This is a genomic window from Marinobacterium sp. xm-a-152 (assembly GCF_013282965.1).
Classification (GTDB): domain Bacteria; phylum Pseudomonadota; class Gammaproteobacteria; order Pseudomonadales; family Balneatricaceae; genus Marinobacterium_E.
On record NZ_WBYI01000001.1, the window covers coordinates 23,935 to 46,656 of the forward strand.

At 42.1% G+C, this 22,722-nt stretch carries 24 protein-coding genes; 17 read left to right on the top strand and 7 right to left on the bottom strand.

Features of this window, described 5'->3' with window-relative positions:
• Positions 1–382: 382 nt before the first annotated feature.
• From XMA152_RS00125 to XMA152_RS00145, 5 genes are all read left to right on the top strand, one after another.
• Positions 383–1,909, top strand: coding sequence for a hypothetical protein (locus XMA152_RS00125; RefSeq protein WP_173482322.1), 1,527 nt, complete (start codon positions 383–385; stop codon positions 1,907–1,909).
• 138 nt (positions 1,910–2,047) lie between these two features.
• A complete protein-coding gene (locus XMA152_RS00130) occupies positions 2,048–2,971 on the top strand; it encodes a hypothetical protein (RefSeq protein WP_173480770.1) in 924 nt (307 codons plus the stop codon).
• Between the two features lie 300 nt (positions 2,972–3,271).
• The gene (locus XMA152_RS00135) at positions 3,272–3,808 is read left to right on the top strand and encodes a hypothetical protein (RefSeq protein ID WP_173482323.1); all 537 of its coding nucleotides are present in this window, start codon (positions 3,272–3,274) and stop codon (positions 3,806–3,808) included.
• A complete protein-coding gene (locus XMA152_RS00140) occupies positions 3,808–4,587 on the top strand; it encodes a hypothetical protein (protein WP_173482324.1) in 780 nt (259 codons plus the stop codon). The genes XMA152_RS00135 and XMA152_RS00140 overlap by 1 nt, the downstream gene beginning before the upstream one ends.
• Positions 4,588–4,758: 171 nt before the next feature.
• Positions 4,759–5,595 carry a hypothetical protein gene (locus XMA152_RS00145; RefSeq protein ID WP_173482325.1) on the top strand — a complete coding sequence of 279 codons (837 nt, stop codon included), beginning with the start codon at positions 4,759–4,761 and terminating at the stop codon, positions 5,593–5,595.
• 391 nt (positions 5,596–5,986) lie between these two features.
• On the opposite strand, the gene XMA152_RS00150 is transcribed toward XMA152_RS00145, so the two are convergent.
• Positions 5,987–6,514, bottom strand: coding sequence for a hypothetical protein (locus XMA152_RS00150; RefSeq protein ID WP_173482326.1), 528 nt, complete (start codon positions 6,512–6,514; stop codon positions 5,987–5,989).
• A 237-nt stretch (positions 6,515–6,751) separates the two neighbouring features.
• On the opposite strand from XMA152_RS00150, the gene XMA152_RS00155 reads away from it, so the two are divergent.
• The 7 genes from XMA152_RS00155 to XMA152_RS00185 all read left to right on the top strand — a co-directional run bounded on the left by XMA152_RS00155 (position 6,752) and on the right by XMA152_RS00185 (position 14,589).
• A complete protein-coding gene (locus XMA152_RS00155; RefSeq protein ID WP_173482327.1) occupies positions 6,752–8,464 on the top strand; it encodes a LysM peptidoglycan-binding domain-containing protein in 1,713 nt (570 codons plus the stop codon).
• Positions 8,461–9,087: a response regulator transcription factor gene (locus XMA152_RS00160; protein ID WP_173482328.1), complete on the top strand. Its 627-nt coding sequence runs from the start codon at positions 8,461–8,463 to the stop codon at positions 9,085–9,087. Before XMA152_RS00155 ends, XMA152_RS00160 begins: the two co-directional genes overlap by 4 nt.
• Positions 9,088–9,109: 22 nt before the next feature.
• Positions 9,110–11,173, top strand: a complete 2,064-nt coding sequence (locus tag XMA152_RS00165) for an ATP-binding protein (RefSeq protein WP_173482329.1) — start codon at positions 9,110–9,112, stop codon at positions 11,171–11,173.
• Between the two features lie 56 nt (positions 11,174–11,229).
• Positions 11,230–11,784 (top strand): DUF1566 domain-containing protein, encoded by a 555-nt coding sequence (locus XMA152_RS00170; RefSeq protein WP_173482330.1) that lies wholly within the window; start codon positions 11,230–11,232, stop codon positions 11,782–11,784.
• Between the two features lie 228 nt (positions 11,785–12,012).
• Entirely contained in the window at positions 12,013–12,552 is a 540-nt protein-coding gene (locus tag XMA152_RS00175) for a hypothetical protein (protein WP_173482331.1), read from the top strand.
• A 102-nt stretch (positions 12,553–12,654) separates the two neighbouring features.
• Positions 12,655–13,422: a MotA/TolQ/ExbB proton channel family protein gene (locus XMA152_RS00180; RefSeq protein WP_173482332.1), complete on the top strand. Its 768-nt coding sequence runs from the start codon at positions 12,655–12,657 to the stop codon at positions 13,420–13,422.
• 30 nt (positions 13,423–13,452) lie between these two features.
• The gene (locus tag XMA152_RS00185) at positions 13,453–14,589 is read left to right on the top strand and encodes an OmpA family protein (RefSeq protein ID WP_173482333.1); all 1,137 of its coding nucleotides are present in this window, start codon (positions 13,453–13,455) and stop codon (positions 14,587–14,589) included.
• Here the strand turns inward: XMA152_RS00185 and XMA152_RS00190 are convergent.
• On the bottom strand, positions 14,586–14,939 hold the full coding sequence (locus tag XMA152_RS00190; protein ID WP_173482334.1) for a hypothetical protein: 354 nt from the start codon (positions 14,937–14,939) through the stop codon (positions 14,586–14,588). The two genes, XMA152_RS00185 and XMA152_RS00190, sit on opposite strands and share 4 nt — an antisense overlap.
• Positions 14,940–15,035: 96 nt before the next feature.
• On the opposite strand from XMA152_RS00190, the gene XMA152_RS00195 reads away from it, so the two are divergent.
• Positions 15,036–16,106 carry a hypothetical protein gene (locus tag XMA152_RS00195; protein ID WP_173482335.1) on the top strand — a complete coding sequence of 357 codons (1,071 nt, stop codon included), beginning with the start codon at positions 15,036–15,038 and terminating at the stop codon, positions 16,104–16,106.
• Positions 16,107–16,109: 3 nt separating this feature from the next.
• Positions 16,110–16,391 (top strand): EscU/YscU/HrcU family type III secretion system export apparatus switch protein, encoded by a 282-nt coding sequence (locus XMA152_RS00200; protein ID WP_173482336.1) that lies wholly within the window; start codon positions 16,110–16,112, stop codon positions 16,389–16,391.
• A 16-nt stretch (positions 16,392–16,407) separates the two neighbouring features.
• Here the strand turns inward: XMA152_RS00200 and XMA152_RS00205 are convergent, their stop codons facing one another.
• From XMA152_RS00205 to flgA, 4 genes are all read right to left on the bottom strand, one after another.
• Positions 16,408–16,866: a DUF2802 domain-containing protein gene (locus XMA152_RS00205; RefSeq protein WP_173482337.1), complete on the bottom strand. Its 459-nt coding sequence runs from the start codon at positions 16,864–16,866 to the stop codon at positions 16,408–16,410.
• Entirely contained in the window at positions 16,866–17,324 is a 459-nt protein-coding gene (flgN, locus tag XMA152_RS00210) for a flagellar export chaperone FlgN (protein WP_173482338.1), read from the bottom strand. Before flgN ends, XMA152_RS00205 begins: the two co-directional genes overlap by 1 nt.
• Before the next feature lie 20 nt (positions 17,325–17,344).
• Positions 17,345–17,668, bottom strand: coding sequence for a flagellar biosynthesis anti-sigma factor FlgM (flgM, locus tag XMA152_RS00215; RefSeq protein ID WP_173482339.1), 324 nt, complete (start codon positions 17,666–17,668; stop codon positions 17,345–17,347).
• 174 nt (positions 17,669–17,842) lie between these two features.
• Positions 17,843–18,580 carry a flagellar basal body P-ring formation chaperone FlgA gene (flgA, locus tag XMA152_RS00220; RefSeq protein WP_173482340.1) on the bottom strand — a complete coding sequence of 246 codons (738 nt, stop codon included), beginning with the start codon at positions 18,578–18,580 and terminating at the stop codon, positions 17,843–17,845.
• 129 nt (positions 18,581–18,709) lie between these two features.
• Here flgA and XMA152_RS00225 point away from each other — a divergent pair, with 129 nt between their 5' ends.
• The gene (locus XMA152_RS00225; protein WP_173482341.1) at positions 18,710–19,747 is read left to right on the top strand and encodes an ion transporter; all 1,038 of its coding nucleotides are present in this window, start codon (positions 18,710–18,712) and stop codon (positions 19,745–19,747) included.
• 4 nt (positions 19,748–19,751) lie between these two features.
• Here the strand turns inward: XMA152_RS00225 and XMA152_RS00230 are convergent, their stop codons facing one another.
• Positions 19,752–19,979 carry a hypothetical protein gene (locus XMA152_RS00230; protein WP_173482342.1) on the bottom strand — a complete coding sequence of 76 codons (228 nt, stop codon included), beginning with the start codon at positions 19,977–19,979 and terminating at the stop codon, positions 19,752–19,754.
• Between the two features lie 162 nt (positions 19,980–20,141).
• Here XMA152_RS00230 and XMA152_RS00235 point away from each other — a divergent pair, with 162 nt between their 5' ends.
• Positions 20,142–21,788, top strand: a complete 1,647-nt coding sequence (locus tag XMA152_RS00235; protein WP_173482343.1) for a chloride channel protein — start codon at positions 20,142–20,144, stop codon at positions 21,786–21,788.
• Positions 21,789–21,954: 166 nt separating this feature from the next.
• The gene (locus XMA152_RS00240) at positions 21,955–22,722 is read left to right on the top strand and encodes a MotA/TolQ/ExbB proton channel family protein (RefSeq protein ID WP_173482344.1); all 768 of its coding nucleotides are present in this window, start codon (positions 21,955–21,957) and stop codon (positions 22,720–22,722) included.

Genomic DNA, 22,722 nt, shown 5'->3' on the forward strand with positions numbered 1-22,722 from the left:
GTTAGCCTGTTCTGTTTAGATTTTATTTTCATAAGACAAAAAATGATAAACCTTTATTAAATAAAAGCCTTTTATGTTGATTTGATTTTTATTGGTTTGTTTAAAATATTTCGTTTTAAATTTTTAAAATATTTAATATTAAAATAAGCTGAGAAAAATTACCCTCTGAAAAATATAAGATATTGATTGTTAAGAAGTCGGTATTTTTTGAGGGTTTATTCTTGGGTTTGATTTATTTCACAATTGGTTTGTTCTTGTTGTAAAAATTTGCCATATTCGATTTAGTAATATGTGACCATTTTGGTTGTTTGCTATCGTTCTTGTATGGTTTTAAGTTTCTTCCCGTCTTGCCCTTGTGGCAAATATAAAGAGGAATCGAAACATGGTTTATGCATTTGATAGAAAAGAATTGTGGGACATTGCTGAAAGTGAAGGTTTTAACTTAGAAGCTATTGGGAATAAGTTAGGACTAACCAAAGAAAGAGTTCGACAAATTTTAAATGAAAAGTTTGGTTGGTCAAAAGTTGATAAAGCTAGAAAACGTTTCCGAAAAATAAAAAAAGATCATAAGGATTTTGACGCAAAAGATCTTAAGCACAACAAAATGTTTCAAAGCATTTTATCGAAAGGAGATCGTGTTCCTTACTGGAGTATATTTACGTTTGATCCTTACTATCTTGATACCTGTACTGCATTACTAAAGGCTAGGTTAGCAGAGAATTTTGATCTTCAGCTAACTCAGGATGATGCACGTTTCTACATTGAATCTAAGTTAAGAACACTCTTCTACAATAGCTTCGATCGTCAAAAGTCTCAGCCAGACTACTGGATGACTATGACCCCACTTCAGTTCACAGTCATTACTTGCTCATCACCCGACTTAGAAGACGTTGTGAAAGTGATTACGGGTAAAAGTAAAAAGTCAGCTTTTGACATGAGTCGGCTTGATCATGCTAAAGGGAAAAGCATCTTGAACTGTGCCTTTCAAACACCAACACTGAATCGGTGTGAGGGGATAACAAGAACCCATTTGGCAAGCAAGATTGAACAGCAAAACGCTTGGAGCCAGGGCTTGAGAGTTTTGTCAGAAACTAATCCGCTCGAGTTTGAAAGGGTGTTTGCTTCCTCTAAGAAGCAGGCTGTGAGGGATGTAGGATTCGATAATTTCATGAATTACAGCAAAGAGTTGGTAGAGCTTGATGTGATTGATCTTGTCTCAATGATTCTTCACCGACCTTATAAGAATCGAAAATTCAAACGTAAACATTTTCATGTTGGCAGGTTAGATCATTCAATAGGATACACGCGTTCAAATGTGGCTTTACAAGACGCTAGATCAAACATCAGAGAGTCTAGAGCTAGAAACGGTGTAGTTTCATCAATTAGAAACAACTTGGTCTCTTTGGCGCATTTGCTAGCTAGTGATGAACGTCTACAGCAGTTAGAGTATTTCGTATCGATTCATGTCTGGCTTGTAAATGCTGCTCGGTATGCTCCTGAAGCCTTGCAGGCAAGCTATAACTTAATTGCGGATATGAGAGATGATCTATTTGCTGTTCTTCATGAGCCAGATTCTTTGCTGCCCAGTCAAAGAGATACGATCAGAAACTTTTTGTGCATCAATGAAGGGATGAATCCTTTTTATGACTTGAGAGTAGCTTCTCACATTTCACCGTTCTCTACTAAAACAATAAGCGCAGCCTATTTACCTAAGAATGATACCTTAGATTTTAATTTAGATAGCTCGGAAGAAAATAATCTTGATTATTATATTGAAGAACTGATGGAGTGGTTAAATTATAATTACGTGGTTTGTGATTCTGAAACGCCTTATCTGATTCGAAATATTAAGAAAATGTTCATAGATGGTATGAAAACTTCAGAAGTTGTTGACTTTATGTTGGCTTGATTTAATAGGGAGGCGGAAGCCTCCTTTTTATTTTTAAAATTTGTCATGAATTTTTACAAAAATTCATTATTGCTTTTTTTTCTTTAAAATTATATTTTTGTATTACGGATTAATAATAATAAAAAGAGGTGTCCGCAAATGAAGAATATTAAATTAAATCTAACTCAAAGACCTAGTCTATACAGAATTGGTAAAACTGATTACCAATTTGATGGCAACTTAAGTGAACTGTTCACAGCAGACGAAGTTATCCACGCTTACGAAATAATTAGTGAAATTGGTAATGAAGACGTTGTGATGGCTTCTCCGTTATTTCATTTATTCAAGAAAGCCTACCCCGAAAAAAATGATGAGCTATCACACTCAGAGCACTCAGCTAAGCTGAGGTATACGTTATACAGCCCTGTACAAGACGCGCTTCTAAGATTTGTTACATCAAGGGCATTGGAACTAGCTGATGCAATTCCTGTAAGAGATAAGGTGAATGAAAGTGATCGCTGGGAGCGATTCATTGATGCATTTGATCTGTTATCTAGGAAGTATAAGAGTCTACCTAATAGAATCTTACCTTTAGAATTGTTGTCAGACAGTAAGAATGATCTTTGGAAGATCATGTATAAGCTGCTTAGTGATCGAAAAATGTATTCCGCCGATATGAGTGCTGCAAATTTCTCGGACTGGGTTGAGCAGTATGCAATTGAATCGATAGCGATTGATCACAGTAATATAGCACCTGAATTCTTCGACACTCTTTCGAATGATCAGACTTTCAAGATACTCAAAGTATCTAGGATCGTAGAGCATGAGGTTCCGTATTTGGAAACAAAGACAAAGAACCCTTATACCCTTATGGCTGAAAATAAAGTTCTGGGAGGAGTTGATAAGTCATTTCAACGTTTCGTTAACATCTCTTCGTATAGTGCTATCGGAATTGATTTGGCACAAATTGCAGACAAACTTCTTACTGACGATAAGGAAGATCTCTTAAATTGGAGTGCGATAAAATCAATACCTCCCCGCTACAAGCAAAAAGAAAGATCGGAACTTAATTTCGACTTCTAGCTTTTTCTGGCTCACACTATAAGTGTGAGCCAATTTTATTTCATTGCATATATTCTAAATGCTTCTTTGATTTTTAAATTACATATTCTTTTCTTGAGTTGAATTTAAAAAACTTAAATTTTTTTTTAAAAAAAATTCCTTTAATTTTTCCTATATTTTATGCGGATTTTCTTAGTTTTTTGGGCGGCTTGTCATTTTGTTTTTATCTTTTTGGGGTTGACTCGTATTATTTTTTCGTATTTTACTATTTATTCATTGGTTGGATCTGGATGATCTGATTTTATTTTACAAGGAGAAAGTATGACTAATGAAAATAATCAACTGGGTAATTTATTTGTTAAATATAATTACATAACGAGTTCTGATTTAGATCTAGATGCTAAAACTTACCCAGATGTTAATCAGCTATTCAAAATAGGTCACTACTGTGCATGTTTAAAAGTGCTTTTGAATGTGGCTAAAACACTGGAGGTTTCCTTAGAGATTGCACTATTGGAACTTAAACAGCATGGACTTGATGTAGATGCCCAGTCTTTTTTTCAGGGCTTTATTGACTCAAATCTTGGCTTCGAGGTTTGGATTGCGGCATTTGAATTGGGAATCCCATGGGGACGGATTAAAGAGCTGTACAAGGGCAAGTTCAACAGCCCAGAGAAATTTGCAGAGGATTACCTATCACTCATATCCGAAGCGACGGTCTTCGAGTACATCGTTTTACAATTTCACTCACAGATAGACTTTGATGAGTACTTCAAAAAGGTGCTTTCCGAATACTTTGTGATCAATGGTCACCATGTATTTATCAAAAATTTTGATCGTTTTCACGGAGGTCAATAATGGAGATCTATGTTCCTTTTGAGTTCTCAATTTGTAACGAGCGTCGTGGATCGGAAGTTCATGAGCTTTTTCAATTATTTAAAAAACAGAACAGATCAAACCTGCTCTTTCAAGACTCATTAGTGACTTTCTATGCAAAGTTCGGTGATGAGTCTGAAAACGGTTTTAATGAAATACATTTTCAGCGTTTAAAGCATTATACCGCTTTAGATGATCTCTATATTCAGGTCCTTATCGACTTTTCCCTCAGAGCCAAGAGTGTCTTTTCACGTTGGCCAAGTAGAAGTGTAGTGGATGAAAAATTGTACTCTTTGAATCTTCTCACACTGATAACTAAAGAGGTCAACTTAGGTGTTATGAGATATCTGCCCAATGGTGTTTATTCAGATATTCACAACCCTCTTTGGAGTCAATTACATGAACTATTTGTTCAAGGCTTAAATGAGCCTTTTTCTGAAATTCAGTTGTTAGAGCGTCTGGTGGAAATAGAGGATGTCTGTGGAGGTAAACCACTGCGGTCAAACGTGGTAAGTATTGTGACTAAAACGATCGGAACCACTCAGAATACAAAGAACACCTCTATGTATGACACCCTAACCACTAATTCGAAAATGTTTGCTCTATGTTTTTTGTGGCTTATGTTTGAGGAAATTTTGCTGGAATTCACAAGTGATCTTGAGGATATGGACTTCCATCAAGCCAAGACGTTGCTGAGAAATAACGAGTATATGGCGCGGCTTCATTACGATGCTTTTATTAATAAGCGAGTTCCTGCTTAACCAGCATTTTTTAAGCGGGCCTGTCTATTAGAGGCAGACTTGCTTAACTACCATATTTTAACAACATACAGCGCTTGAGGATGCGTTCATAGCTGCCACTTGAGGAGGTGTGGAGCAGTTAAAAAATTGAGAGAGGGAAATCTTAATTAATTACAAAAGGAATTTTAAAAAATGAAAAATAGATACATAAACTCAGCATTCAACATTAACTATTTCAGCGCGGAAGAGCTTGATATTGCTTATCAAGTCCTACGAGGTCTCGAAGACTATGATGACTCACATTATGGAAATATTGGTCAGATTATAACACTGCGATCACTGAAGCTTGTTCGTCAGAGCGCATACCACCTCGAGGAAATTCTTAAAGTGGCTCAGAAGTTCTCTAGCTTAAGTGCAATCGAGGATGCATTTCTGAGGGAACTTATCTATGAGGCTATTGACTGTGAGGGGGATTCTCAGTTCATACTCTCAGAGCCTAATGATCTCTCGGAAGAATGCTGCCATTTTGCAGAAATTTTGTATCGATCGGTCACATTTTATTTTGCTACTCGTGTAACTTTTCCGATGGAGCTTGTGATGAATCAGAATCACCCCTTCTGGCGAGAGATGTACAATTACCTGACCAAGGAAGATGTGGTTGGAGATGAATTAGATTATGATTCGTTCAAGGAATTTCTTACGGCTACACAACTTAAGCTAGGTAAAGATGTCTTTACAGACGTAACGCTCAATAGATTGGTTGGACTTTTGCCGAGGGATATAATTCAAACATTCTATAGCGATTTGGAAAGCATCGATACTTTCGGGCTTTTTGAACTATATGGAATTTCTGATCCAGTTCAGCAAATGTCCTTTTGTGTATCTTTGGGAGCAATTACTACAATTTTAAGTTACTCCCACAACTCTCATTTTGAACTTTCTTCTGGGCGAGTAAACTCAGATACGGAATTGCAGAAGTTTGCGGATATGCACGTTAAGGCTGTAGCTAGCATGATTGCTGAGGGTTAGAGGTTAATCTAGTTCGGGTGGTAAGTGATAAACCACTCGGACGATCACTTTCGACATCTTCTACTGAAAATCCTTCCCTATCGTCTTCGACTCAAGTATTTCCTCGTATAGGGCTAATATGGTTTGACTATGCTCTTTAGCAACATCAGATCAATAAATTACTGTCCATGGTCGGTTATCACGAATCAGAGGCCCAGCGCTTGCTGAAAGAGGTTTCGCATCACATGAGTGCCTTGGAGCGCTTAAAGTAAACGCAAAAAAGGCGCACTTCACTGATGGGGCGCCTTTTTGTGTTTTGCTACTCTAGTGTTTATATCGGCTTTTTATGAAGTCTCACTCTACGATCTGAAGGGAAATTAAACTTCTTATAGAATATTCTGTTGTGTCGTAATTAACTTTTGTTATTTCTATTTATCAGCTCTAAAAGAAAACTGATTGGTCCAGAAACTGCCCCGATGCACGTCAATGAGATAACGCTCCATAGGAAGGTGACAAACCAGCCGTTACGTTCAGGTAACACAAAAATAATTACCAAGGTTTGAATGAATAGAACAGTAATTGCCAATATGAAAGTTCGCTTTAAAGATAAAAGCGGTGCAAATAAGGGGATGAAAATGATATTCAGAACCAAGGCACCATCTTGAGTATTTCTCAAACTAATACTCGATACAAATAGGGTTGTTGCCCCTACAAACCAAAAAGTTTTAAGGCGATTCGAAATTTTTTGATGTTCTGCTAATAATATTGTCGTGGTGACAGCTAGGAATGATACGAAGAAAAACTGGTAAAGGTTAGGTTGTGCAAAAAGGTTGTTATAGACCGCAATAGGATAGGTAGTCAGCATAATCCAGCAGCACATAAGAAAGCTTTTAGAGAGAAACTCTTCACGAAGGTGTGGTGGAAGTCGGTTATCTATCATATGCACTCGCTGTTAATGCCCTTTTACAGAATACCTTAATTCTCTCCAAGGCAAAGTTTTTATATTCAATCTGTGTGGATTTGCCCGATTTTTTATTCTCAATTACTGTATTTCTGGTTGCCTGTCTTTACTCCCCTTGTTAGATTGCTATAACTAGGCACTCAAGACATATAGGGCGTTTGTCTTGTTTGCTCGCGCTGATCCGGTCACGCCCAAAATGTAGTTGTTAGATTACTTATGCCCTCAATTAAAAATGTAATCAGTGTTTTCGCTACTTTGCTTCTTGTTGGTTGTTCAGCTACTGAGGTGAGAGAGTGTCGTGTACCTGAGGGATATCCGAAGCAAACCTCGGAGCAGAGCTCACTTAAACTCATTCAAAAAAGTCGTGATGCTTCCCACGTCAAATGGACAACACTTTCAAATACCAGTGCTTCTCAACGCGTTCAGTTTTTAGATCCTGTTAATGAGACTGATATCTGGGTAACGACTCGCAAAAATATGCGGCTCCCAGGCCATTTAAAACAACCAGATGTTCAAAACTACATCCAATGGTACTCGCGTAACGAACAGTATCTTAATCGCCTTGCCGATCGCGCTATTCTCTTCTACTACTTTGTTCTTCATGAAGTTATAGAGCGTGGCATACCCGCTGAAATAGCCCTATTGCCTGCTGTGGAGAGTTCGTATGATCCGCGTGCTAAATCACCAGCCGGCGCTGTTGGCCTATGGCAGTTTATGCCAGTGACTGCAGAGCACTATGGCATTAAAAAGAACTGGTGGATGGATGGGCGACGTGATGTTTTAGCTTCTACTGAGGCGGCTTTAAACTATCTTCAATATCTTCATGACTACTTTGACGGTGACTGGTTATTGGCCATTGCTGCATACAACGCAGGTGAGGGTACAGTCGCTCGCGCGATAGAAAAAAATCGTAAAGCGGGTAAGCCTGTTGATTTTTGGAATCTGAAATTGCCCGATGAAACACGTGCCTATGTGCCTCGATTGTTAGCTTTAAGCGAATTGATAAAACACCCTTCAAAATATGATTTAGCCCTAGCCCCATTATCCGACACTCCCTATTTTGAGGTGGTCGATACCGGTGGCCAGATTGAACTAGCTAAAGCGGCTGAACTCAGTGGCATCGATATTGAGGAGATCTACTCTTTAAATACAGGGGCCATTCGTTGGGCAACAGATCCAGATGGTCCACACCAGTTGTTGTTACCAGTGCAGGCTTCTGCGCAATTTAGAACCACTCTGAACTCATTGCAGAATGGTGATCAATTAACTTGGCGTCGTTACGAAGTGGTCGCTGGTGACACCATTTCAAAACTTGCTAAACGATTTAACTCTAATATTCGCAGCATCCAGCAGTCTAACAACTTGAAGAGTGTTCGCTTGAAAGCTGGTCAGACACTTCTTATTCCTACTGCACTTGAGACCAGTAATAGTTTAGTCGTAGCTCCTGAGCGGACTTCTGATATTCAGCAGGGTGAGGTTTCTCTTGAGAATCCAGTGCTCATACCTCACACCCTAGAGGCTGGTGACTCTCTTTGGTCTATTGCCAGACTATATGGAGTTTCTGCTGCTCAACTAGTTGATTGGAATGGTATAGATCTAATCAGTGAAGTTGGTATTGGTGAACAGGTATTGGTGGCTCGAAACGGGTACCAGCAGCCTACAGTATCTAATTCCGATCGAGTCACAGATGAAGATTCAACACCTGCTAAAGTTAAGCAACCGGTCCCAGCATCTGTAAAACATAAAAGCGACTCAAATAGGCCACAAAAAACAATTCAAGCTTCTAAAAGTCATGTCATTAAAAAGGGTGAAAATCTTTACAGAATTTCGCTTAAATATGGGATCAAACTGCAGCAGTTGCTTGATTGGAATAACTTGAAATTGGACTCTGTGATAGTGCCGGGTCAGTCATTAAGAGTCTCAAAATGAGAAAGCTGAGTGTAGTAATTGTTGATGATCAAGTGTTGATGACTGAAGCGCTTAAAGTACTTCTTGAGAGCTCGCGTAGTCGAATTGAATTTGAGGTTTTGGCTACGCTTAACTCGGGAATTGAGGGGCTAGAGGCTGTTCATCACTATCAACCGGACCTTCTTCTTGTTGATTTACGTATGCCGGAAATGGATGGGATAGAGGTTATAACACGCTTAAGAGCAAGTCACGATAGCACTAAAATTATTGTGCTAAGTGCATTTGATCAGTTTGATCAGATCGAGTTAGCTCGTAATGCAGGCGCTAATGGCTACATTTTAAAATTGGCTGATCAAGATAGTTTTATAGATACCATTGAACGAGTATTTGAAAGTGATGAACAATTCGTCGCAGAAATACTCAATTCACAAATTTCCCAGCAGGTCGATTTCACTCTATCAGAAAGAGAGTTGCAGGTTCTCAAAATGCTTTCACAAGGATTCACCAATGCGGAGATGGCAGCACCTCTAAATCTAAGTGTTAGAACTGTGGAGAAGTATCGAGCAACTTTGAATGATAAATTTGAAACGCGCTCCCTTAGCCTCTTGGTTAAAAAGGCACGTGAGTTTGGATTTATTGCCTGAGATGGCTTAGAGGATTGGTAGTGTGAAGAGTGTAGCCATCAAGCATGACCTTTTAGAACTACTGTTTAAACAGTCCATAATCTCTGGCATTTTAACCATCTTCAATGCTGGGCTGCTTTCTTCACTTCTCCACCAAGCTGCTCCAAGCACCTATTATATCCTGTGGTTCTCCCTAATCGGCTTTATTACCATTATTCGTATGGGGCTCTATGCTCTATTTCATCGTTCAGAGAGAGAGCAATACGGTGTTTGGGAGAAACCCTTTGCTGGAGTTCTTCTTTTTAATTCAGCATGTTGGGGTGCTGCAGGTTTTGGATTTATTAAGATCGCACCACCAGAGCTATCACCCATCATTGCGCTTTTTATGACGGTATATGCGGCAGGTTCTGCATACTCTTATAGTGCTCTACGATACCTCTCGATTACGAGTTCTTTACTAACGCTAGTCCCATTAGCAATTGCGCTACTTCTTGATGAGCGTGAATGGATGAATCTAGCGGGTATTAGCTCAGTAGCCTTTTGTCTCTCATTGATCTACTCAAGCAAAACGTTGTCTGAACGTTTAATCCAGAGTTTTGCATACTCTTATGATTTGAATGAGCAAGCTAAGGTCCTATCAGAGGCTAATGAAAGAGCTGAGAAAGCGGTGAAATCTAGAGGGCAGTTTGTAGCCTCCCTGAGTCATGAAATCAGAACACCGTTAAACGTAATTTTGGGTATGGCTGAGATTATTCGACGACGAGTCAAAGGAGTTGGCGATAAAAAACTTTTAAGAGATGTCGATGTCGTTTTGACCTCAAGTGAACATCTGGCTTCACTGGTATCTAATGTTCTAGATTTTGCCAAGATTGATTCAAATAAGTTGGAAGTTGAACAGAGCGAATTTGATCTGAAGAAACTGATTAACAATGCAACTTCACTGTTTAGACAAACGGCAAAAGAGAAAGATTTAGCTTTTCGATTAGAGTTATCTGAGCTGAATAGCAACCGATTCTTGGGCGATCCGAGAAAAATCTCGCAAATTCTTATCAATGTCATCGGAAATGCAGTCAAATATACAGACAGCGGCTCTGTTAGGGTGCGAGTTAACGAACTGAAGAGTGAACAGGGAGTTGAGTTCATCATTTCTGATACCGGGCCTGGCATCTCTGAAGATAATCAAACACAGATATTCCAACCCTATTTCCAAAACAGTGAGTTGAAACGTGAGGATATTGTCAGCACAGGCTTAGGTCTCACCATTGTCAAGCGGTTGGTGATGCTGTTGGATGGTAGAATTGAACTTATCTCTAAATTTGGTGAGGGCGCCCAATTTAAGATATTTCTACCCCTAGAACCCTTGGCTGGTTCGAAGGAGTTATCTAATTCTGTCTCGCTTGATGATTTTACATTAGAGAACATTGAACACCTTTCAGTATTGGTGGCCGATGACTCTGAGTTGAATCTTGAGTTGTTCGATGCTCTGTTTAGCGAAATTGATCTACCCATTACTAAAGTTCGTTCAGGCCAACAAGCTGTTGATGCCTTCGCATTAGAGCACTACCCAATCGTTGTTCTGGATATTCAGATGCAGGGCATGGGTGGGCTCGAAGCCTGTCGGCGAATACGTGAGATCGAAGCCAATATTGGAGATAGTCGCTCAATCATTATTATTCAGTCGGCAGATAATCGCGCCGAAAACCCACAACTAGCTAAAGAGGTCGGCGCGAATTACTTCTTGCCTAAACCCTTTAAACTAGAGCGAATTGTCCAAATTGTTCAGGAGGCGAGTCAGCTTAAAACGAAATCCTTGGGATTAATTGAAAACACCAACGCTAATCGGCTTGATCATTTGATACCACAATTTAAAGCATCCATGTTGGAAGAGTTGATTAGCAGCTTTGATGCATTAAAAAATAGTGATAACTGGACTCTTCAAAAAGCAGCACATCGCATGAAAGGCTACTGTGGTTTCTTTGACTATCCAGAGTTGGCAGGTATCTGCCTAGAGATCGAAAACTTGTCGCAATCAGGTGCTGTGTCTTCGGAAGAGATCAGCATGAACCTTCATAGGATCAAAGAGAATATCGATGCGATTGATACTTAAGATTTTCTATCAAAGGTCGATAAGTGAATGGATTGCTATTTGAGAGCAGGAAAACCATGAAGAAAGGTCTTTTAATTCGTTGTACACAAACCTTAACTGCATTTTTATTGGGTGCAACGACTGCGGCGTCAAGTTTTGCTTTAGGTACTCCAGATCAAGATTGTATCGAATATTTTAAGACACATTACCCTGTCACTGAGTTTAGACTGACTGGTAGTGGTACAGCTATAGATAAGCGTACAGGTCTGGTCTGGTTTAGATGTAATCTTGGTGAGTTCTTTCATGATGGTGAATGCCGGGGCGTTCCTTCAAGAGTGGGATGGACGCAGGCTCAGGGTGCGGCTTCTAAAGCTACAATTGCAGGTTATTCAGACTGGCGTATTCCAACAGTAAAAGAGTTACGCAGTTTGGTAGAGAAAGAGTGTGTTAACCCCTCCATCAACACCTATATATTTCCTAGCGTACAGACTGAAGTTTACTGGACGGTTGAAGATAATTTCTTCAACCCATATCTTGGTTGGGGCGTATACTTTTTTAATGGAACGGATTTTGGACGGCACTCCAAAGAGAGTGAGTATTTCGTTTTATTAGTACGTAACCAAACACCTTAAAGGTTGTTGTTTTTAATCTGGAAGTGTAGGCAAGGTTTTCCATCTGCTTCCAAAACAACCTGGCAAGGTATACGACGACTCTTAATGTTGAACTTCCTACAGCCCTTGGGAAATGAAGCGTCCCAAGTTACAAAGTAGTGTTTGCAGTTGTTACAGTCAGGAATATTTGAATTGTGCATGCTAATTACTAATGTGGTAAATACCTTCAGGAGAGGGTAAGTTAAAGTAATGGATAGTTGGTACAACCTGCTTACAGGCTCACTTCCGAGCATATCGAATTGGCCCTTGTTTGCTCAAGCATTAGCAACAGTGACCTTAATGTTTGCAGCGCTGTTGTTCATCGCTGCACTCTTTTGGCTCACTGGCAAACTATTCGCAGCGATGTTGAATGTTAAAGGCCTCTCCCTCTTAGTGGGTGGCGTAGGCTATATGGCTGTTTCATTTTTTGCTTGGTCTGTTTGGATCTTCTTACCCTGGTCTATCTCTGGAAACCTTAATATCGAGCAGGACGGCAAAACATTAACTCAAAGCCTTTGGCTCTTCTTTGCTACCTTTCTACTTATTAATCTACTGGCAAAAGATCTGCTAGAGGATCTTAAGCATTGGCCTGACGAGGCTATTGGATCCGTCGGTCGAACCTACCAAACAGCGCTGTTAGTGTTGCCTTTCGGAGTCCCATTAATACTACAGTTGATGCGCCTTAAAGCGCTAAAACGACGTAAGGAGCGCTATTTGGAGATCATCAAGGCGCTTCACGCGGAACACTAAATTCCATCACTTTTGCTATTAAGTTTTCCTTCATTCTGCCGATAAATTACTCATAGAACATCTCTAACGAGAGATCTGGCTTATGATTAAGGAAGAGAATCCATGGATATAGCAACGTTAATCGGTCTAATTGGCGCCTGCGGTACGATCATTATGGCGATTGTGCTTGGTGGATCTGCTGGGATGTTCGTCAACGTTCCATCCTTGGTTATCGTATTCGGTGGCACCCTAATGGTCACTATGATGCGCTCCTCGATGGCAGACTTCGTCGGTGCTGTTAAAGTCGCTGGCCGTAGTTTCGGTAACCCACTTGAGAAACCGGAAGTACTCATCGAGAAATTTGTCGAGTTTGCAGAGCTAGTTCGTAAAGATGGCATGATAGCGCTTGAGGGAAAGGTCGCTGAAGAGAAGAATAGCTACCTTAAAGCGGGTCTTGAGATGCTGGTGGATGGTAAGGATAAAAACTACGTTCGGACCCAGCTAAGTAAAGATACAGAGATCATGACCATTCGCCATGAGCGAGGTGCAGAGGTGTGGAGTGCCATTGGTGACTTTGGCCCTGCCATGGGGATGATCGGCACACTTGTTGGCTTGGTGCAGATGCTTGCTAACATGTCAGACCCTAAGTCCATCGGTCCTGCGATGGCGGTAGCACTTTTAACAACACTCTACGGTGCCTTTTTGGCAAACATCATCGCCTTTCCGATTCAGCAGAAACTGAAACAACGTCTGGTGGATGAGGCACTCAATAACGAGCTGATCATCACAGGGCTTAACTTCATGCAGGACGGTGGTAACCCACGCGTGCTGTCAGACACACTATCTATCTACCTAGATCCAGCTACTCGCGCGAAGATTGCGAATGCTTAATTACCTGCTAATAGGATAGAGATTAAAGCGATGGCTGAAGAAGAGAACCCACCAAAAAAAGTGAAGTGTCCCGAGTGTAAACCGGGTGCACCACTTTGGATGGCAACTTTTGCTGATATGGCAACGTTGTTGATGGCATTCTTTGTACTCATTCTCTCATTCTCAGAGACTAAAGTGGACAAGTACAAAGCAGTAGTTGGATCGCTAACCAACGCCTTTGGTATGCCTAAGGTGCAGATAGTGCCAATGGGTACTACGGTAATTGAGTCTGACTTTAGTCCATCAATTAGCCTTCCAACTCCAGTCAATCAGATGAACCAAGAGGTTATTGATCCTGATAAAGATGTGCCTGAGCGAAAGGAGAGCCCAGATAACGCAAACTTCGATATTAAGAGTGAGAAACGTAAGCTCGAGCAGTTACTTCAACAAGAGATTATGGATGCTCAGGTCGATGTGAAACTTGAGGGTGAAAAACTGGTTATCGAATTAAAAGGCGAAAACAGTGCAGGCCAGGACCAAAAAGAGTCTGATCAGGTTAAGAAAGCGGGTGTGATTTCTCCAGAGCGTTTAGGGCTTGTTGCCAAAGTTTCACAGGCTCAGAAACAGATCAATGCGCAGACAGTGGTCAAGATAGAGAAGGATGCACCGCAAATGTCAGAAAGTGCGTTGACAACAGATTCTCCAAAGGCGAAGCAGAGGCTTGAAGAGGAGCTGACTCGTGACGTGGCAGAGATTGAAGAGCAACTTAAAAGCCAGCTCATTTCAGGTAAGGTAAGTGTTGAGCGACGTGATGACTCTGTCGCTATCATTATGGACGAACAAGATACCTTTGGATTTGGTAGTGCCGTGATCAGTAAAGAGGCCGTAGAAGCGCTTAAAGATGTGCGAGACCTGATTATGCAGCGAGATGGAACCGTCGTCGTTGCGGGACATACAGACAACGTACCTGTGTCACCAGGTGGGCTCTATAGTTCAAATTGGGATCTCTCATCAGCGCGCGCAGCTGCCGTGGCTCATGCGATGACTGAATTATTGGGTGTTCCGGAAAGTCGTATTGAAATTGAGGCCCATGCTGATACTCAGCCAGTGGCGGATAACGCAACAGAAGAGGGGCGTCGTAAAAACCGCCGTATAGAGATTCTTATGCGACCGGGGACGACGAGTTAAACAACCTGGTCTAACTGATGGTTGGCGCGATTTTTACTACCAGGCTCGGATGCCTGATATTGCTCCATCATTTTTTCAGAGGTGACAACAGACTTCAGTTCTGAAAACTTGATGCGATCCTTAAGGAATTCGACAGTAGAAAGTTTGTCATCGATTCGATCTTTGACTGTATCCGCCTTATCGGCGTCTGAGTTTGCATAAGAGCGTGAAGATGCAGAATCAGCCGTCTCCTCAATCGGTTTAAACTGAGAGAGTTCACTATTATCAGCTTTGTCTGTTAAAACCTCTTTTAGAGGGACTGGCTTGGTGGGTAGCGGGGGTAAACCCTTAGCGCTTGCAGATAGTTCCATAGCTCAAACTCATGTTGGTGTTAGAAAATAGTAGTCCAGTGCCTATAATTACACAAGTGAGGCGCTTAATAGATGAATTAGATAGGTAGGTTTGTATTGGCACTTCCTCCAATCAATACTCGATTTGTTGATATCAAATCTGAAGGTATCGACACCAGTCATGCTACGCGTAGTGCAGCAGCGTCGCCTGTTGCTAGCGTTTCTCGCTTAACTGCAGGTCAACTTCTTGAGGCTACAGTCATCAAAGTGACAGCCGGTGAGGTTTGGTTAGAGAGTGCCAACCAAATTCTAAGGACCACACCTCTACCTCTAGGAGCCATAGTGGGCGAGCGACTTCTTCTCAAAGTGTTAGACCCCAATACACTACCACCGCGCCTAAAGTTAATTACAGATGATGATCTGCCAGCTTCGTTGTTAGCCGGCTTGAGTTCAAACCTTAGAAGCCTCTTGTTTAGACATCGATCGCTAGAGCCAACCCAGAGTCTACTGACTCAATTGATGACAAATCTCACCACGCTGGGAAAATCTGCACAAGAACATCCCGCTCTACAAGAGCTTTTTGATATCGATAAGCGTGCTGAAAAAAGAGTTGATGCGGCTCTCGTTAAAGAGCTTCTAGAAAAGTCTGGGCTTTTTAAAGAGTCGGCCAGCAAAATCGCCAACTCAGTAGGGCAACAGAGTGATCTTAAATCACTACTCATCTCCCTATTAAATCAAGATCTACTACCAGACTCTCAGACCCTGCAAACTGCAATCGAGGGAATAATTTCAAGCCAAATAAAAGCCCTTGATGCCCAAGTTAACGGCAATATTTTCTACAGTTTTCTGTTGCCTTTTCTTGGTCACGCCTGGATTGAGGCGCAAATTAGACAAAATCAAGATGAAGTCGATCGAGATCAATGGCGTGTACATTTAACGCATCACAGTACTGAAATGGGTGCCTTTGCGGTTGATATTTTGATGCGTAAACGAGAGGTCTCGATCATATTTAAATCCAATCAACCTTGGATTGTTGATCTTATAAACAGTAATCAGCAGCGCTTAATTGATGCTGTGATCCATGAGGGGTTAATTCTTAACCAGATCTCTGCCATTGAGATTAAAGAGCAAAAACATGGTCCATATGATGAAGCACCAGACCACGCTATATTTGATTTGAGGGTCTAAGATATGAGTAAAGAGTCAATTGCAATAGCGCTTGAGTATGGCCAAAATGAAGCGCCTGTCGTTACCGCTAAAGGTCGTGGGGAATTAGCGAAAAAGATAATAGAAGCTGCTCGGCAAGCAGGTGTGCCAATTCACAGGGATGAAGATTTTAATGCACTCCTAGAAATGCTAGAGATGGATCAAGAGATACCTGAGTCTCTATATCGGGTCGTAGCTGAGGTATTGGCTTACAGTTATTGGATTCGTGGTATGAAGCCGGGTGATGAGAGGCAAAATTCAGAGTAATTTTTCAAATGCTTAATTACTGGCCATGCATACGAACAATTAACTCAGCTTCAGATAGGTCTATACCACACACCTCAACAATCTTTTCGGCAGGGTAGTGGTCTTTCGCCAAGCGAATAGCATGGTTAAACACGGAGTGATCATCACGTGTAGCACTCCCTGATGAACTGGCTGCGGGCTGCGAAACAGCCTTTTCTGTGTTATCCAGTTTATCAATTAGAGCCGTCATAACCGGTGCCAGGTTATTGCCTGAAGAGAGTGAGCGAACTTCACGGCGTAGGGCACTCATCTCCTCGCGGATATCCTGTAACTCTTCTCGATCACTTCCCGCTTTTTCAGCCAGTAGTTTTAATACCTCAGCTTTGAGATTCGCTTCATTCTGTTGACTGTCACGATAGAGACGGTAGGCCAAAATCATTGAAAAGAGAATGGCTAGAACAATAACGGCGATCGATAGAAAAAATAGATTATCCATTAGGCTTCCGAAATTTTGTTTCCGATGGTGCTCAGTTTGCTGGTACCGAACTCATCGTAAAGTTGAGTCGCGCTATGAGATTTATTGACCTGCAGTATCTCTAGTATTGCATTAGTAGTTTTAATCTTTTGGCTGAGGTACTGATCAATTTTTCTATGCAGTTCATCACAGGCTTTTAGTTGGGACAAAAAATGACTCCAAGCGATTTTTTGTTCATCTGACAATAATTTCTCTATTGAGACTTCAGTTTGGTTTGGATTGCTGGCCTCGGAGATAAACCTAGTTTTATGTTGGTCGAACTGCTTGATGTTGTTCAGTAGAGCTAACTTAATGGGTTGAACCTCTTGGAATCGATTCAAATCCTGATCTGTAAGCGCAGCAAACTCATTCTGCAGAAGAGAGTAGAGTTCATCGATTGAACTGTTTGCTTGGTTAAGCTGCTCGGAAAAATTTGCCACTTGAACAAGTTACCTTGTGATTAATTCTTACCAATATCGGATATTAGTCCTTCAAGTTCAATCATCTTTTCCGCTGTGCGCTCTGAATCTAATGGATAGTTCCCCTCAGACAACGCCTCTTTGATGCGTGCAATCTTATCCATATCAACCGCCTCAGAAGCTTTACTGAGTTCTGCCGCTGCCATCAAATCTTGAGATGCTTGCGTGATCTCAATCGAATCTGTTGTGCTAGCCGCAGGTGCTGTTCCAGGTGAAAGCTCTTTAGCTTCCGCCTCGTTAGCGCGTGAAACGCGGTTAGTAGATTGTGTCGACGCTTTTGAAATATTACCCGTTGAGTCGATCATAACTTTTTCCTTTATTCGGAGCTCTACCCTGATTTTATAAGAGACAACCTTTCGATTGCGCCGATCCAATAACGGATCTATTAAGCCCTCGACATGCTTATCGGCAGCTAAATTGAGAACTTTAGGAAAAAATAGAAAAAAATTTAATTTTTTTAATTTAGTCTCGAAAGTTTATCAGGGAATGCGAACTTCACCTGATTGGCTCACAATCGCCGTGACAACTTTTCCAGTGCTTGGAACACGCACTTCGATGGTTTTCTCCAGTTCTCCACTCTCCAACGCAACAGCGACATTCGAGACAAGAATCCCACCTTTTTGATAGATCAACGTGACCGTATCACCCTTTTTAACCAGATAGGGCGGGTTCAGCATGTTCAGCGCAATGAGGGTACCAGCTGGAATGGTTTGCGTGGGTTCAAAACCGATGATCTCTTCTGGATTACTAAAATTTGCAGTGCGCACTTGATATATAGGGAATGCCTGTAACTCCAGGTCACTCGCTTTAATGGGTACACCACGAAGAAGTATGTTCTTTGCAACGACTGCATTTGTCCGTTGGTACTGGTGATCATTTGCCTGCGAAGAGATATGGGTATTTTTTACCGTTGTATCAGATGTAATGGCTTGAGATGCTGTGTTTCTGAGTGTTAGGTAGATTTTCCAACCGCCAGGAGTCGGGCAAAGGACCTCTACCGTGGTGTTTTTAGAAAAGGGGTATCGTACCTGTAAATCACTTTCGCACGCTTTAAGACGAAGTCGAGAGTCAACCTCTTGAATTTCCACTTGTTGACCAGCGAGGTTTTGGATCGCCTTGTAAATGACACCATGATCCTGCTCCTTTTCCGCAGCAAAAAGTGTGCTATTTGGAAGGGTTAGAAGCAGTGAGTAGATAACTACACTGATTAATTTCATGGGTTCGGAGTACCTTGGTAAATCCATATTTGAGTAGCTAAGAATAGCTAAATGTAGTTTATTAAAGCAACGACTGACTCAAATGTCGTCTTTATTAACGCCAGTTAGATCAGCTTTTTAGGAATGTAAATGAGCGTGCACACATCAGAATTACCAAATAAAGCTCGTGATAATGTGTTGCGAAAGCGGTTTTATGCAATCTTGGAAATCGCCAAACCCGGTGATCACCTTAGCCGCCTGTTTGATTTAATGCTGATTCTTCTTATCCTCACCAATGTGCTCGCTATCATTTTGGAATCCATTCCAGATATGAATGCTCAGTACGGACTCTGGTTTGAATACTTTGACATATTCTCAGTGGTGATTTTCTCGTGTGAATATATTGCTCGAATATGGGCTAGTGTAGAGCACCCTCGTTTTCAACATCATGAAAAGTCTAATTTGCAGATACGCCTCAGCTATATTAAATCCCCTTCAGCTATCATCGATCTAATAGCAATCTTGCCGTTTTATATTGGTCTCTTTAGTAGCTCCGAGGCTGATCTTCGAATGTTGCGTGCATTCAGATTATTGAGGATCTTTAAACTCACTCGTTATTCACAAAGCATGACCCTGATGCTGAACGCAATTAGTGGCCATATTCGATCTTTTATAGCAGCCATTACAATTCTAGTTGTAGTCATGCTATTGGCAGCTAGTGGCATGTATGTGTTTGAGCGTGATGCACAACCTGAAGCTTTTGGAAGCATTCCACACGCTATGTGGTGGGCTTTTGCTACCTTAACCACCGTTGGCTATGGAGACGTAACGCCGATTACTACCTGGGGTAAGGTGTTTGGTGCCGCTATTACCGTCGTAGGTATCGGTATGGTTGCCTTACCCGCTGGTATTCTCGCGTCAGCATTTTCAGAGCAGTTGCGTCAGCGTGAAAAGATGTATGAAGAGATGGTGGAGAGTGTCTATCAAGATGGGGTTGTTGACTCTGAGGAGGAGGCTCTGCTTCGGGAAGCGCGTGATAGTCTGGAGTTAAATGAGTCTACGGCAAATCGAATTGAAGCGGCGCGGCAACGTCAACACAGCCAGCAACAGGGGCGGAACAAGCAGGAACGACAGATCTGTTGCCCGCATTGTGGTGAGTCCTTTGGTGAGAATGAGTCCGGTTGTTGATGGCCTAGCGTTTTCGGTAGTACTCATCCCAAATTTTGTAACCGATAACAATTAGAAATGCGACGCCAACGATTGTAGCGAATAGGTCAGTAAACTGTATGCCCTTGAGTAAGCCATAATCAAACGAGAGTGATGCGAGCAACATGACTAAGACAGCGAGTGCGACAACCACGCGAACAGTCTTACAGAAACTGCAATCTTTTCTCTTGTAAGTGGGGGCGCGTTTAAACATGGCTAGCTCCGGCATATAGATTTGTATAACACTATAGCTTATCGGCACCTGTTCTATTTTATTTAGCCTCATTCAAGTTTATTTGTAAGTTGACGATAAGGATTGAATAGAGCGATAAGAATAAGCCTGATAGGGCATTTTATACTTGATGGAGAGTGAACTGTGTCAGTTAAAAGTTCGCCAAATAGATATGCTGGACAGCATAACCAATTCTCAAAACTTCCGGCCCTAGTTCTACTGGGTTTAGGGGCTGGTATTGTCACAGCTGGTGCAATCAGTCTCTTTCGATTCTTAATCGAATTGCCGGTTCAGGTTTACACTGCAATGGGGGTTGATCACTCCTCACCATGGGTTCGATTTATGATTCCAGTGATTGGTGCGGCGCTATTTTGGTTGTTCTGGCGCTCACAAAGCCCTTCGTCCCGTCGCGTGGGTGTACCGCATCTTTATGAACACCTCTCATACCATCATGGTGAGTTGCCAATGCGCAATCTCTTTAACCAGCTAATCGGTGCGGCCTTAGCGATTGGTACTGGACAGCCGGTAGGGCGAGAGGGACCAGGTGTTCACATCGGCGCAGCTATCAGTAGTTGGCTTGGATTGAAGAGTGGCATCTCATACAACCACCAGCGACTTCTTTTTGGATGCGGCTCCGCTGCTGCTATTGCAGCACTGTTTAACACACCCTTGGCAGGTGTGCTCTTTGCTATGGAAGTGATTCTGCTTGAGTACAGTCTGGCCGGTTTTACAGCCATTATTGTGGCAGCTATTAGCGCCGATGCATTAACACGTCACATATTTGGTAATCCAGAACCACTCGGACACTCAATCGTAAGTACAGGTATATTGGAGCAGATACCTGTTCTTGTCGCGCTTACTCTCTGTATCGGATTTGCCGGTCTTATTTTTCAACAAATTTTAGTCACGCTTACCAAGAATCGTTCCAAATATTTGAGTCTTAATATCATGACAACTGGGGTATTAGTCGGCCTACTGCTTGCTATCGAGCCCAATTTTGTCACCTCAGTTCACCATGTAATGCAGAATACCTTGGAGCTGGAATATAACAGCACAGAACTATGGCAGTTCACGCTCTTTTATCTGCTTGTTCCCCCTATAGTGTTGGGTCTAGGTATACCTGGAGGTCTTATAGGGCCCTCATTGACAGCTGGCGCACTCATTGGTGCTCTCTTGAGTGTCTCTATGGGTAGCTGGGGTCACAATGTGGATGCAACAACACTATCACTGATCGGTATGGCTGCGATGCTTTCAGCGGTTATTCATGCTCCGCTTGCTGCTTTACTCGCCGTTTTTGAGCTGAGTGGAAGTGTGCAGACGTTAACCCTTGCGATGACAGTGATCGTTCTCTCAGATCTGATGATGCGCTCTCTATTTCGTATGCCATCAATTTTTGAACGGCTCCTTACCGCACAAGGGCTTAGTCGTGATACGCACCTCTACCGTCGTGTCATGATGAGCTCTAATGTGCGAGATCTCATGGATGACTCCTTCCATGATCATCGCGGTCGTGGTGGTATCGACAGCTCAATCGAATCTAACTGGCATCTTGTTGATCATGACGATCAGCACCGTGTATTCAGTCATGCTGAGATGACAGAAGAGCTAACTGATTCAGCAGTGGATAGTGCAAGTTTTTGCTCTGTAGATGTACGTTCGTCGTTGTTGCAGGCACTAGATACGATGCATCGAGAGGGGTGCGAGCGTCTGATCGTCACCAAAAAAGGGATAGTACAAGGGATATTGTCCCAGAAGCACATCGAAGATTTTTATCGAAACGTGGAAGACTAACTCTCCTCACTTGGGGCGGTATTATATCGCCCCAAAAACTCAAACATTTCCAATTTCCCCTTAAGTATTTTCTTTTGCTGCCGATACTCTATGTATCAGTGCAGTTCGACTGCACCTGAACACTATTATCGGGTCAATCCCTCAGCGTTTTTAAGGTGGCATTTAAATGGATATAGCAACGTTAATAGGTCTAATTGGCGCCTGCGGTACGATCATTATGGCGATTGTGCTTGGTGGATCTGCTGGGATGTTCGTCAACGTTCCATCCTTGGTTATCGTATTCGGTGGCACCCTAATGGTCACTATGATGCGCTCCTCGATGGCAGACTTCGTCGGTGCTGTTAAAGTCGCTGGCCGTAGTTTCGGTAACCCACTTGAGAAACCGGAAGTACTCATCGAGAAATTTGTCGAGTTTGCAGAGCTAGTTCGTAAAGATGGCATGATAGCGCTTGAGGGAAAGGTCACTGAAGAGAAGAATAGCTACCTTAAAGCGGGCCTTGAGATGCTGGTGGATGGTAAGGATAAAAACTACGTTCGGACCCAGCTAAGCAAAGATACAGAGATCATGACCATTCGCCATGAGCGAGGTGCAGAGGTGTGGAGTGCCATTGGTGACTTTGGCCCTGCGATGGGGATGATTGGTACTCTTGTTGGCTTGGTGCAGATGCTTGCTAACATGTCAGACCCTAAGTCCATCGGTCCTGCGATGGCGGTAGCCCTTTTAACAACACTCTACGGTGCCTTTTTGGCAAACATCATCGCCTTTCCGATTCAGCAGAAACTGAAACAACGCCTGGTGGATGAGGCACTTAATAACGAGCTGATCATAACAGGGCTTAATTTCATGCAGGACGGTGGTAACCCACGCGTACTGTCAGACACACTATCTATCTACCTAGATCCAGCCACTCGCGCGAAGATTGCAAATGCTTAA

What these genes read in the sequence shown, in the direction of transcription:
- XMA152_RS00125 (WP_173482322.1), top strand. Translation starts at nt 383, where the DNA reads ATGGTTTATGCATTTGATAGAAAAGAATTGTGGGACATTGCTGAAAGT.
- XMA152_RS00130 (WP_173480770.1), top strand. Translation starts at nt 2,048, where the DNA reads ATGAAGAATATTAAATTAAATCTAACTCAAAGACCTAGTCTATACAGA.
- XMA152_RS00135 (WP_173482323.1), top strand. Translation starts at nt 3,272, where the DNA reads ATGACTAATGAAAATAATCAACTGGGTAATTTATTTGTTAAATATAAT.
- XMA152_RS00140 (WP_173482324.1), top strand. Translation starts at nt 3,808, where the DNA reads ATGGAGATCTATGTTCCTTTTGAGTTCTCAATTTGTAACGAGCGTCGT.
- XMA152_RS00145 (WP_173482325.1), top strand. Translation starts at nt 4,759, where the DNA reads ATGAAAAATAGATACATAAACTCAGCATTCAACATTAACTATTTCAGC.
- XMA152_RS00150 (WP_173482326.1), bottom strand. Translation starts at nt 6,514, where the DNA reads ATGATAGATAACCGACTTCCACCACACCTTCGTGAAGAGTTTCTCTCT.
- XMA152_RS00155 (WP_173482327.1), top strand. Translation starts at nt 6,752, where the DNA reads ATGCCCTCAATTAAAAATGTAATCAGTGTTTTCGCTACTTTGCTTCTT.
- XMA152_RS00160 (WP_173482328.1), top strand. Translation starts at nt 8,461, where the DNA reads ATGAGAAAGCTGAGTGTAGTAATTGTTGATGATCAAGTGTTGATGACT.
- XMA152_RS00170 (WP_173482330.1), top strand. Translation starts at nt 11,230, where the DNA reads ATGAAGAAAGGTCTTTTAATTCGTTGTACACAAACCTTAACTGCATTT.
- XMA152_RS00175 (WP_173482331.1), top strand. Translation starts at nt 12,013, where the DNA reads ATGGATAGTTGGTACAACCTGCTTACAGGCTCACTTCCGAGCATATCG.
- XMA152_RS00180 (WP_173482332.1), top strand. Translation starts at nt 12,655, where the DNA reads ATGGATATAGCAACGTTAATCGGTCTAATTGGCGCCTGCGGTACGATC.
- XMA152_RS00185 (WP_173482333.1), top strand. Translation starts at nt 13,453, where the DNA reads ATGGCTGAAGAAGAGAACCCACCAAAAAAAGTGAAGTGTCCCGAGTGT.
- XMA152_RS00190 (WP_173482334.1), bottom strand. Translation starts at nt 14,939, where the DNA reads ATGGAACTATCTGCAAGCGCTAAGGGTTTACCCCCGCTACCCACCAAG.
- XMA152_RS00200 (WP_173482336.1), top strand. Translation starts at nt 16,110, where the DNA reads ATGAGTAAAGAGTCAATTGCAATAGCGCTTGAGTATGGCCAAAATGAA.
- XMA152_RS00205 (WP_173482337.1), bottom strand. Translation starts at nt 16,866, where the DNA reads ATGGATAATCTATTTTTTCTATCGATCGCCGTTATTGTTCTAGCCATT.
- flgM (WP_173482339.1), bottom strand. Translation starts at nt 17,668, where the DNA reads ATGATCGACTCAACGGGTAATATTTCAAAAGCGTCGACACAATCTACT.
- flgA (WP_173482340.1), bottom strand. Translation starts at nt 18,580, where the DNA reads ATGAAATTAATCAGTGTAGTTATCTACTCACTGCTTCTAACCCTTCCA.
- XMA152_RS00225 (WP_173482341.1), top strand. Translation starts at nt 18,710, where the DNA reads ATGAGCGTGCACACATCAGAATTACCAAATAAAGCTCGTGATAATGTG.
- XMA152_RS00230 (WP_173482342.1), bottom strand. Translation starts at nt 19,979, where the DNA reads ATGTTTAAACGCGCCCCCACTTACAAGAGAAAAGATTGCAGTTTCTGT.
- XMA152_RS00240 (WP_173482344.1), top strand. Translation starts at nt 21,955, where the DNA reads ATGGATATAGCAACGTTAATAGGTCTAATTGGCGCCTGCGGTACGATC.